The organism is Pseudomonas sp. NPDC077408, from assembly GCF_050269105.1.
In the GTDB taxonomy this organism is placed as follows: Bacteria; Pseudomonadota; Gammaproteobacteria; order Pseudomonadales; family Pseudomonadaceae; genus Stutzerimonas.
The window spans coordinates 144,027-155,179 of record NZ_JBNNHS010000004.1 but is presented as its reverse complement, the minus strand read 5'-3'; the positions used below and the strand labels follow the sequence as shown (position 1 = coordinate 155,179).

Here is an 11,153-nt window from a genome sequence, read left to right as displayed (position 1 = left end):
GGATGTAGGTGTATGGCTTGCTTCACCGAAGCTGCCAAGCGCTAACGGTGGATTGCTATCGCGGCCGCCTGGACCAAGGGGTTCCGTAGGCGAGAAGGGTAAATCCGCACGGACTGACGAGCACAACCTCGCGCAACGCAGGGTCTTCAAGATAAGGTCCGGCGTCTGGCCGTCGCGGGTGGTCGTTTCCGGCAACAGGTCCAATGGCAGCGGATGATGCTTGAAATGCGCCCGGCCGCTCGCGGTGTTCCGGATTCGGCATACCGCATCGGTTTCCAGCCCAGGGCGGGATTCAAGCCGCAACTGCGCAACGCGTGATCAATTGACTGCCGAAAATGCATGCCGCTCCACAACGTGCCGAGCGGAAACTTCGCCAGCGCCTTCCCACGTAACAGGCACCTGGAAAGCGAAAGTGACGCCGGTCGTGCAGCAACCGTGTTGCACGAAGCGGCAGGCTCGCGAAATACGCCTGGTCGAGACGCTCAAGATAGGAATGCCCACGTCGAACTGGTTTTGGTTCAGCCTTCCCAAAATCTGATCGCTGCTCAAGGCGAACAGCTGGAAGCGCAGACTTGGATGCCGCTCGGTGAACAAGATTGCCAATTGCCAAAGTAATCGCATCGGGAGTGCGCCGACAGGTAGCTGTGAGCAGCGTGTATTTAGTCATGCCCTAAACATGAACACAAAGTTAAAAATTGCCTATTTTTTTGTTGTCTCGTCCGGCGCCAGGGTCTACTTTGTTCTGAAGCGATGGTTTAGGAGCCCGTGGTCCAACTGATCGCACAAACAATAACAATACGAGGCAAGCGTTCTATGGCGACCAGCTCATGGTGGGCTTCAGCCCTTTGCGAATCCGTGAATAATGTAAAGCCTCTCGCCGTGACCTGCGGCGGGGAAGAACTGGTTCTGTTCCGCAACGCTGAAGGGCAGGTCTTCGCCCTGGAAGATCGCTGTCCGCATCGGCGCGTGCCGTTATCGCTAGGCTGCGTCGTGGGTTCCGGGCTGCAGTGTGGCTATCACGGCTGGACGTTCGATGGAGCCAGCGGCGCCTGTACCGCTATCCCCAACCTGAGCGCCAGCGAACGCGTCCCGCAGCGCCATGCGGCGCGCGCCTTTATGGCAAAAGAAAGTAACGGTTTCGTGCATGTATGGGTGGGCGACGGCGAGCCGGACGCCACCCTGCCAAGCGCCGATTATGCCCCTACGGGGCGTGAGTACACGGGAAACGCCGTCGTCAGCATGACGCACGACGAGTACCTCGCCGTGATGCTGGATGGCCCCAACTGCCTGTTGGGCTTCGACGCAGTGCAAATAACGGATTTCTTCCTGGGCGATCCGCAACTGATGAACGACCGTCTCGTGCTCGACAGGGGCGCGGTCTGGTCGAGTCAGATCTTGCCGTCGCAGTTCGTTGCCGACTACCCGCTGATCGTTCGCACGTCGGTTCCGCTGCGTGGCGGCACCATTCGGGTGGATCTGCTGAGCCAGGACGAAACGCCGCTCAGCACGCTTTTCATCGGTGCGAGCGCCAACCGACGAGGCACCACCAGTCTCTGCTGGCGCGGTTTCCAGTACACGTCCAGCGTGGCGGGCGCGCCGTTGCGCTGGCGCGTCTCACGGACTGCAGGCAGAGCGCCGTTCAGCGTGAATGCCACGATCGATGGCTCGGCCATCGCCGCGTTATTGGTCGCACCCTCGCGTGACTTACATGAGTTGCGTCAGCAGATAGTCGTTGAACAGCGCCTCGCCGTCTGACCTTCATTCAGCTGAACCCGGAGAATTCCATGCACGCCGCCACGCCTCTTTCCGATGCACAGCCGCAAGCCGCTGCGCGCCGGATTCGTAAAGACTGGACACCGACCAACTATGACCTGCGCGATACCTGGTTCCCGGTATCCCACAGCCGCGATGTCACCGAGCGGCCCATCCGCCGGATCATCCATTCCCAGAGCTATTACCTCTGGCGAAAGGACGGTCGGCCATTTGCGGCCGAGTTTCATCCCGAGCGCCTGCATGCCGAGCGTGCATCGTTCACCGAGTTTACCGGCGGTATGGGCTACTACCCGGTTGTCGAGCGCTACGGTTACATCTGGGCCTGGTATGGCAATCCTGATGCGGCCGATTCCTTGCTGCTGCCGCACATCCCGTTTCTGCCGGTTGATGGCAGTCTTCCTGGTTACACCCAGCGCACGGTTCGTTTCGATGCCAGTTCTGCCTTGTCGGTGGAAAACCTCATCGACCTGACCCACGCCGACTTTCTACATGCCAATACCATCGGCGACGGGATATCGGAATCGGACGTGGTGGAAGTGGAGTGGACCTCGGAAACCGTGACCCGTACCCGCACGGTCGCGCAGAAGTCCGTCGCGCCAGTGATGCGTTGGGTCGGCGGTGTGCGAGCGAAATACCAAGATTTCCGCGCCGTGCTGCATATTCATCTGCGCAGCAACGTGTGTATCTCCTATCCGCGCTTTCGTCCGGGTTACGACGTGCCCAACCTGCAGCCATTCTTGCCGGTGGGCAAGCACCGCTCGCGCTGCGACGTGACGTTCAACACCACGGCGGCACCGGCACCGTTCCGCTATCTGATGCCGCGCATCAATTACATCATCCAGCCGCAGGACAACTCCGTGGTGCGTCCGCAGAACCAGCGTTATTTCGAGCCCGGTGAGCGCATCGACCTGCATTCGCGCTTCGATGCGCCCGGCACGCGTTATCGCTTTCAGATGGAACAACTGGCCGAACGTCAGCGCAAGGGCGATTTTTCCTATGGATCCGATGCCGAACCGGGTCGGGACATCACCCAATTGCTGGGTATGGACGGCTGATACCTCGCCTGCGCAAGGACATCGAACACGCAATACGCCGACACCGTTGGCAACCATAGGAAGCAGCGTTATGGATTTGGGAATCGCAGGGCGCAGCGCAATTATCTGCGCTTCGTCTCGTGGCCTCGGCAAGGCCTGCGCGCTGGCGTTGGCGCAGGAAGGTTGCCGCGTATTGATCAACGGTCGCGATGCCGAGCAGTTGAAGCGCACGGCTGCGGAAGTCGAGACCGCTACAGGTCACAGGCCGCTTGCCGTGCGCGGCGATCTGAATACCGAAGAAGGCCGAGCCGCCCTGATCGCCGCATGTCCCGCGCCCGACATCCTGATCACCAACAACGGCGGCCCCGCGCCGGGCAGGATCGAAGACTGGGACCATGCGGCCTGGCTGAAGGCCATCGAGGCAAACATGTTGTCGGCGATCATGCTGATCCAAGGCGTGGTCGGTGGCATGCGCGAGCGGCGCTTCGGAAGGATCATCAACATCACCTCGGCCATGGTGAAATCGCCGCGCCTGCCCTTGGGACTTTCCACCGCCTCTCGGGCAGGGCTGACGGCGTTTTCCAAGGCGTTGTCCAGCGAAGTGGTGCGCGACAACGTGACCATCAACAACCTGCTACCTGAACGCATCGAAACCGACCGCTTGCGCTACATGACCGAGCAGCTGGCCAAGCACAGAAAGCTGAGCCTGGAAGATGCGCGCACCGAGATGCTCAGGCCCGTAGCGGCGCGGCGGTTCGGCAAGCCGGAAGAATTCGCCGCGGCTTGTGCATTTCTTTGCTCGGCTCAGGCGAGCTACATCTCGGGGCAAAACCTTCAAGTGGATGGCGGGAGCTACGATGGCTTGATCTGACGCGGCGGCAAGCGGGCTTTCCAGTCTTCGGGAGGCGTTTCCTCAGCCGCGAAGTCCAGCTCCACTTCCACGCCATTTGGGTCCAGGAAAAACAGCTGCCAGGTACGGACCGCCCCCGGCGCTCTGATGACACGAAATTCGATGCCGCGATCTTCGAGCAGTTGCCATGTCTGCCGCAGCCCTTCGGCCCAAAACGCCATGTGGTCGAGCACGCCGCGGCGGGGCTCTGGCATTCGCTGCACCTGCACCACGTGCAGCAGCGGGTGGCCGTTGGCATAGAGCCACAAGCCAGCCACCGGAAAAGGCGGGCGCGGGCCTTCGGTCAACCCGAGCAGGTCAATATAGAACTCGCGCGTTGCCTGCAGCTGATCCGTCACGATCGTGAAGTGGTCCATTCGTTCGATCACGAAGCTCTCCCTTGGATGTGGTCGCATCGCATATGAACAGATGCTGGCATCGCGATGCTAGGTAATTGTACATATAGCTGATATCTGTCTATATTCAAGACTCCAACAATAAGAATGACTTGAATGTACGCATCCGATTCTGCTTCACGCCCTGCATCAATCCCTTCCGCTTACGGCACCGCTCGTGACCCTGTCGGCGTCATCTGACGGAGCGCTTGCTGAGCCCTTTCCCTACTTCAAGCTGTGGGTCCTGGTGCTGTGCCAGATCGGCATGCACTCATGCCTGACCGGGATGCGCATGGCCGCGCCACTGCAGCTGCTGCAACGCGATATGGATGTCTGGGCGGTCGGCGTGGTGATGGCGATGTTTGCGACCGCGCCGGTATTTCTCGCCCTGACCGCGGGTCGTATGGCGGACCGACACGGCTATCACCGCCCGACACGCATCGCCGCGAGCCTGTCCTTTGCCGGCGCGGTGATCGCCAGTTCGACGAGTCATTACCTGTGGCTTTGTCTGGCTGCCGCACTCTGTGGCGGCGGCTCCAGTTTCGGGTTGATCGCGCTTCAGCGCACGGCGGCGCGTCTGGCCCGTAACGCAGGCGAGCGCATGAAGGTATTCGGTTGGATCGCTATCGCGCCGGCCCTGGCCAGCCTGATCGGACCTCTGGGAACGGGACTGCTGATCGATCATTACGGTTTTCGCATTGCGTTTGCGGCCTTGGCGATACTGCCCCTCGGTACGCTGCTGCTGTCTCAGTGGGTGCCTCGCGAACAGATGGCCGCCCCGGTATCGCGCGAGCAGCGACGCCCTGCATGGGATCTGCTGTGCGAGCCGTCGTTTCGCCGATTGTTATTCATCAACTGGCTGGTGTCGGCCAGCTGGGATGTGCATTCCTTCGCCTTGCCGATTCTGGGCAGTGCCCGGGGCATGAGCGCCTCGGTGATCGGCGCGATCCTCGCCGCCTACGCCGTCACCTCGACACTGGTGCGGCTGCTGTTGATACCGCTACTGGCCAATCGTCTGTCGCAGCGCTCGATCATCTTGAGTGCCCTGCTGCTCACCGCAGCGGTGTACGCCATCTACCCCTGGCTCGGCCCCGCCTGGGCGATGGCCCTGGGAACCGCCACGCTGGGTGTTGCGCTGGGCACTATTCAGCCTGCGTTGATGACACAACTGCACCATGTGACCCCCAGTGCGCGTCACGGCGAAGGGCTGGCGGTGCGCTCGGTATTTATCAATTGTTCCGGAGCCAGCATGCCGCTGCTGTTCGGCGTGCTGGGCGCGGCGCTCGGTGCCGCATCGCTGTTCTGGTTGATGAGTGGCGTGCTGCTGGCTGGGAGCTGGCAGGCGCGTCGGCTAGGCGCTGCCGGGGGTTAGCCACAGTAGGCTGCAAAAAATCGTACGAAGTCGGTGCGAATAAACAATTTATAGGATTCTGTATAAAAACTATCAGTCTGACACTGGAATCATCCTGGTTCATGCACTAGCTTCTTAATTCGCCGAACGAGGCCGGGCTCGGTTTCGCTCCGGCGTAGAACAGCAGAACAGTGAAACATTGGAACAATAACAAGACACCCAGAGGTGCTTATGAACGAGTCAACGCTGCACGGCCTGCGTGTGGTCAGTCTGGGGTCGGGTATCGCGAGTGCTGCGGCGGGCTTGCAGCTGTACGAAGCGGGTGCCGAGGTGTTTCTGGTCGAACCGCCCGACAACCCGGCTCGGCGCGAGGAAGCGCTGTTCGCCGTGCTCAATCGGGGCAAGCGCAGTGTCACGCTGGATATCAACGTGCCGGATGGGCAGCAGCGGCTCGAACGGCTGCTGGCCGCGGCCGACGTGTTTATCCACGAATTCACTCCCAAGCAGGCCGCGACGCTGGGGCTCGACGATGCACAGCTGGCGCAGCGCTTTCCTGCGTTGATCGTTTCGGCCATTACCGGCTGGCCGAAGAAGCATCCACTGGCCGGGGCAGTGCCACGTGAAACGCTGGTGCTGGCACGCCTGGGCCTGCTCGACGAACAGCCGGGCCACCGCCCTGGGCCGGTCTTCGTGCGCATGCCCTTTGCCAATTGGCTGGCAAGCTGGCTGTGTGTGGTGGGCGTGATGGCGCGGTTGATCGCGCGTGATCGTGATGGCCGTGGCGGCGCCGCGCACACCAGTCTGGCTCAGGCCGCGCTGGTCCCGATGACCATGCACTGGAGCCGCGCGCAAACACCGACGCCGGTATTCGCCAAGGGGCTGGACAAGCACATTCCGATCCCGCTGCACCAGTGCGCCGACGGCCGCTGGATTCATGTGCATTACTCGCCGGATAAAGCCCCATTGATGGCCAATGCCATGGCAGAACTGGGCGAGGCGGAAGTCGCCCGGCTCAATGCGCAATGGCCGCCGAGCCACGTGGCGCCGAATTTCGGAGCCAACCGGGCCATCATCGCCACGCGGCCCGCTCATGAGTGGGTCGAGCATTTCTGGCAGCACGATGTTTCGGCGCAGATTGCCGCGCCCTTCGGCGACATCTATTTCGACGAGCAGGCGCGACTGAACGGGTATGTGGTCGAAGTGGAAGACGCCACGCTCGGCAAGACGCTGCAACCGGGGCCAGCCTGGATGATCACCCCACCGGCACGCATCGGCCGTTCCGCACCTCAGCCCGGCGCGGACAATGACAGCGACTTCAAGGACTCGCCAACGCTGCGTCTGGTTCCGGGCACTGGGCGTCAGGGCGAGCCGTTGCCTCCTTTGCATGGTCTCAAGGTGCTCGACTTGGGTGCCTATCTGGCTGGGCCGTTCGCCTGCATGATGCTGGCCGATCTGGGTGCGGAGGTGATCAAGGTCGAGGCCCCGACCGGCGATGCCATGCGCCGACTGGAGCGCATTTTCAGTGGGACTCAGCGCGGCAAGCTGGGCGTAGCGCTAAAACTCGGCGATGAGCTGAGTCAACCGGCGGTCGAGGCGCTGGTGCGTTGGGCCGATGTGGTCCATCACAACATGCGCCTGCCGGCGGCGCGCAAGCTGAAGGTCGATTACGACAGCCTCAAGCGGATCAATCCGCAACTCATCTATTGCCACGTCAGCGCTTACGGACCCACCGGACCACGTGCCGATTGGCCCGGCTTCGACCAGCTGATGCAAGCCTCTTGCGGTTGGGAAGTGGAGCAGGGCGGTGCCGGCCAACCGCCGATGTGGCTGCGTTTTGGCATTGGTGATTTCTTTGCAGGACTTTCTTCGTTGTACGTTCTGCTGTTGGGGCTTTACCAGCGCGCGCGGACCGGTGAAGGGCAGATGGTGAACGCGTCGTTGCTTGGCGCGACCTTGCTCACCATGAGCGAAGCGGTGGGCCGTGAGGACGGCAGCGTTACGCCCATCGCGCATCTGGACGCCAGCCAGACCGGCCTCTGCGACACGCACCGGCTGTATTGCTGCAATGACGGTTGGATCGCCGTGGCGGCGCTGGAGCCCGAAGAAGCGCAGCGTTTCAGTGCGCTGGCCGGAGCGGACCCCGAAGCGTATTTCGCCGGGCGGACACAGGCCGATGCGCTGTCATCCTTGAGCGCGCACGGCGTGCCCGCCGAAGCCGTTCTCGAGGCGCAGCTCGACCCTTTTCTCGACAACCCCGACCACGCCGCGGCTGGCTTGCATACCCACTATCAACATGCGGTGTTCGGCGAGCTGCAGCAGATTGGCGCGTTCTGGGATTTCGGTGATCTGCCGTTGTCGCTGGATCGTCCGCCGCCCGCCCTCGGCCAGCACAGCCGCGATGTACTCGGCGGGCTTGGCTTGGAAAACAGCGAACTGGAACGTCTGGCCGCGGCCGGTGTGGTTCGGCTGTAGGCAATTGATGCACAAAGGCGGCCCACTCCGGCTGAAGTCAACGATGAACCCGACCCGATCGTTCGATCGCGGGTTGGGTTGAACACACAGGAATAACGCATGAACGAATTGGATTTCAGCGGCAAAACGGTGCTGGTCGTCGGTGGCTCCAGCGGCATCGGTAACGGTATCGCGCAGAACTTCCGTCAACGCGGCGCCGAGGTGCACGTCTGGGGCACTCGTCCGAGCGCGCAGGATTACGCCGACTCGGCGGATTCGCATCTTGAAGGGCTGCACTACGCGCAGGTCGATGTCGCCAATGCCAACCTGATCGAGGCGGCGATCGTGCCGTTCACTCGACTCGACGTGCTGGTTCAGGCGCAAGGTACGGTGCTGTACGACCGTCAGGAATTTCTCACCGACGGCTTCAAGAAAGTAGTCGATATCAACCTCACCAGCCTGATGGTTTGCGCGCAGAAGTTCTTCGAACTGTTGAAGGAATCACGAGGCGCAATGCTCATCGTCAGCTCGGCCGCCGCCTTCCATTCGACCCGCGGCAATCCGGCCTACAACGCCTCCAAGACCGGCGCTTTCGGTTTGACGCGCACGCTCGGCGAGGCTTGGGCGCGTGAGGGAATCCGTGTCAACGGCATCGCGCCGGGCCTGGTGGAAACCAAGCTCACGCGCATCACCACGGAACACCCCAAACGTCTCGAAGGTGCGCTTCGTGGTATCCCGCTGGGCCGCCTCGGCACCCCGCAGGACATGGCCAACGTTGCGCTGTTCCTGGCTTCGCCGCTGGCTGGCTACATGCTGGGTCAGACCCTGTTGGTCGACGGCGGCATGCTGCTCGCTTGAGCGCCACTCATATTTTTAGGAGCACGACATGGCCTGGGATTTCGAAACCGATCCGGACTTTCAAACGGAACTGGACTGGATCGACCGCTTCGTCCGCGAAGAGGTCGAGCCGCTGGAACATGTACTGGGCAGCCCCTGGAACATCCACGATCCGCTGTTCAAGCAATTGGTGCGTCCACTACAGGCGCAGGTCAAGGCGCGCAGGCTCTGGGCCTGTCATCTTGGTCCGGAGCTGGGCGGACCGGGATACGGCCAGGTACGCCTGGCCCTGATCAACGAAATTCTCGGCCGCGCACTGTTCGCGCCTATCGTGTTCGGCTGTCACGCGCCGGATTCGGGCAACGGCGAAATCCTCGCCCACTACGGCAGCGAGGAGCAGAAGCGCAAATACCTCGAACCCTTGCTCGATAACGAGATCGTCTCCTGCTTCGCCATGACCGAACCCCAGGGCGGCGCTGACCCCAGCGTGTTCACCACCGAGGCCGTGCGCGATGGCGATGACTGGCTGATCAGCGGCGAGAAGTGGTTCGGCTCCAATGCACGCTATGCGGCGTTCTTCATCGTCATGGCGGTGACCGATAAGAGCGTTTCGGTGCACAAGGGCACCACCATGTTCATCGTTCCGGCGAATGCGCCGGGCGTGACCATCGTGCGCAATGTCGGCATAGCGGATGATCCGGAGGCGACGCACGCCTATCTGTGTTTCGACAAGGTGCGGGCATCGTCCGCCGACCTGCTCGGCAAGCCCGGCGAAGCCTTCGTCGTCGCTCAGGTGCGGCTCGGCGGTGGTCGCGTGCACCACGCCATGCGTGTGATCGGCCAGGCGCAGAGAGCGCTCGATGCGTTGTGCGAGCGCGCCCTGTCGCGCACCACGCAAGGTGGCCTGTTGGCCGAAAAACAAATGGTGCAGGAAAAGATCGCCGACTCCTGGATCGAACTGGAGCAGTTCCGGCTGCTGGTGATGCGCACCGCCTGGCGTATCGACAAGTACCAGGACTATCTGCGCGTTCGCAAAGACATCGCCGCGGTAAAGGCGGCGATGCCCAAGGTGCTGCATGACATTGCCGCCCGTGCGCTGCATGTGCATGGCTCGATCGGCGTATCCGAAGAGATGCCGTTCGCCGGGTACATCCTGCGCTCCTTCCAGATGGGGCTGGCGGACGGGCCGACCGAGGTGCACAAGGTGGCGGTGGCCAGACAGCTGCTGCGCGACTATCAGCCAAGCGACAGCCTGTTTCCCAGCTACCATCGCCCGACTGCGGCGGCGCTGGCGCGTGAAAAATATGCTGACGCGCTGGCGACGCTGGAACAAAGCGGAGAGCAGCGTTGAGCGGCGAGGCTGACTGGCATGACCTGGTCGATCTCGCCCGCTTGGGCGCCTGGATGGATGGGCGGGAGCTCGCGTCCGGGCCGCTGGAAAATGCCGTGCGACTGACCGGTGGCACTCAAAACCTGTTGCTGCGCTTTCGGCGAGGCGAGCGTGAATTCGTGCTGCGTCGGCCATCGGCGGCGCTACGAGAAGTAGGCGGCAAGACCATCGCGCGCGAAGCTCGCATGCTAAAAGCGCTGGCGGGCAGCCGGGTGCCCCATGCGGGGTTGGTCGCCGCCTGCGATGACGAGGCCGTTCTGGGCGCGAAGTTCTACCTGATGGAACCGGTGGATGGCTTCAACCCCAATTCCGCGGCCGGCTTGCCGCTGCCCCACGCCGCCGACCGCGACATGCGTCGGCGCATGGGGCTGGCCATGGTCGATGCGCTGCTCTGCCTTCATGAGCTGGACTATCGAGCCATCGGCCTCGACGACTTCGGGCGCCCCGACGGTTTCCATCAACGGCAAGTTGCGCGCTGGCTGCATCAGCTTGAAAGCGTCGCCGGCTATACCGGTTGGCCGGGTGCAGGCAGCCTTCCCGGACTCGACCGGCTGGCGCGCTGGCTGAATGACAACTGCCCGCAACGGTTCAGCCCCGGTATCCTGCATGGCGACTATCACCTGTCCAATGTGATGTTCAGCCGCGAGGGGCCGGCGCTCAGCGCGATCGTCGATTGGGAGCTGGCTACCATTGGCGATCCTCTGCTTGATCTGGCCTGGCTGGTGGTGACATGGCCGGACGCCAGCGGCCATGGCGCCGGCACGATCGAGGTGCATCCCTGGGACGGCTTTCCCGCAGCGGATGAATTGGTGGCGCGCTACGTGGTGGGCAGCTCCCGAAGCTTCGAAGCCTTTACCTGGTATCTGGTACTGGCGGCTTTCAAGCTTGGCATATTTCTCGAAGTCAGTTACGCCCGCGCCTGCGCGGGCAAAGTGTCGATGGAACACGGCAGAAAACACCATGCCTCGGCGCTACGGCTTTTCGAGAAGGCGTTAGAGCGTATTGGCTAGCTGTTCGAGCAAACCGGCCTCGC

Annotated in this window: 9 protein-coding genes and 1 pseudogene; 8 read left to right on the top strand and 2 right to left on the bottom strand. The window is 62.3% G+C overall.

The features are described 5' to 3' along the window. Positions 1-261: 261 nt before the first annotated feature. Positions 262-606, bottom strand: a pseudogene (locus tag ACQKEK_RS13230) (LysR substrate-binding domain-containing protein); the annotation flags it as partial. Between the two features lie 207 nt (positions 607-813). Here ACQKEK_RS13230 and ACQKEK_RS13225 point away from each other — a divergent pair. The 3 genes from ACQKEK_RS13225 to ACQKEK_RS13215 all read left to right on the top strand — a co-directional run bounded on the left by ACQKEK_RS13225 (position 814) and on the right by ACQKEK_RS13215 (position 3,678). Continuing rightward, positions 814-1,755, top strand: a complete 942-nt coding sequence (locus ACQKEK_RS13225) for a Rieske 2Fe-2S domain-containing protein (RefSeq protein WP_499143079.1) — start codon at positions 814-816, stop codon at positions 1,753-1,755. A 29-nt stretch (positions 1,756-1,784) separates the two neighbouring features. Beyond that, complete coding sequence (locus ACQKEK_RS13220; RefSeq protein ID WP_042926810.1) at positions 1,785-2,828, top strand: aromatic ring-hydroxylating oxygenase subunit alpha; 1,044 nt, start codon at positions 1,785-1,787, stop codon at positions 2,826-2,828. Between the two features lie 70 nt (positions 2,829-2,898). Then, entirely contained in the window at positions 2,899-3,678 is a 780-nt protein-coding gene (locus tag ACQKEK_RS13215; protein ID WP_499143077.1) for an SDR family oxidoreductase, read from the top strand. Here the strand turns inward: ACQKEK_RS13215 and ACQKEK_RS13210 are convergent. Next, a complete protein-coding gene (locus ACQKEK_RS13210) occupies positions 3,660-4,085 on the bottom strand; it encodes a VOC family protein (protein ID WP_042926807.1) in 426 nt (141 codons plus the stop codon). The genes ACQKEK_RS13215 and ACQKEK_RS13210 overlap by 19 nt on opposite strands. A gap of 184 nt (positions 4,086-4,269) precedes the next feature. Between ACQKEK_RS13210 and ACQKEK_RS13205 the strand changes: the two genes are divergently transcribed. The 5 genes from ACQKEK_RS13205 (at position 4,270) to ACQKEK_RS13185 (ending at position 11,130) form a co-directional block, all read left to right on the top strand. Next, positions 4,270-5,463 carry an MFS transporter gene (locus ACQKEK_RS13205; protein WP_486037887.1) on the top strand — a complete coding sequence of 398 codons (1,194 nt, stop codon included), beginning with the start codon at positions 4,270-4,272 and terminating at the stop codon, positions 5,461-5,463. Between the two features lie 210 nt (positions 5,464-5,673). Beyond that, positions 5,674-7,914: a CoA transferase gene (locus tag ACQKEK_RS13200; protein WP_499143076.1), complete on the top strand. Its 2,241-nt coding sequence runs from the start codon at positions 5,674-5,676 to the stop codon at positions 7,912-7,914. 99 nt (positions 7,915-8,013) lie between these two features. Then, positions 8,014-8,751: an SDR family NAD(P)-dependent oxidoreductase gene (locus ACQKEK_RS13195; RefSeq protein WP_319299250.1), complete on the top strand. Its 738-nt coding sequence runs from the start codon at positions 8,014-8,016 to the stop codon at positions 8,749-8,751. Between the two features lie 28 nt (positions 8,752-8,779). Beyond that, complete coding sequence (locus tag ACQKEK_RS13190; protein ID WP_499143074.1) at positions 8,780-10,081, top strand: acyl-CoA dehydrogenase family protein; 1,302 nt, start codon at positions 8,780-8,782, stop codon at positions 10,079-10,081. Next, positions 10,078-11,130 carry a phosphotransferase family protein gene (locus tag ACQKEK_RS13185; RefSeq protein ID WP_499143072.1) on the top strand — a complete coding sequence of 351 codons (1,053 nt, stop codon included), beginning with the start codon at positions 10,078-10,080 and terminating at the stop codon, positions 11,128-11,130. The genes ACQKEK_RS13190 and ACQKEK_RS13185 overlap by 4 nt, the downstream gene beginning before the upstream one ends. The last annotated feature ends 23 nt before the right edge of the window (positions 11,131-11,153 follow it).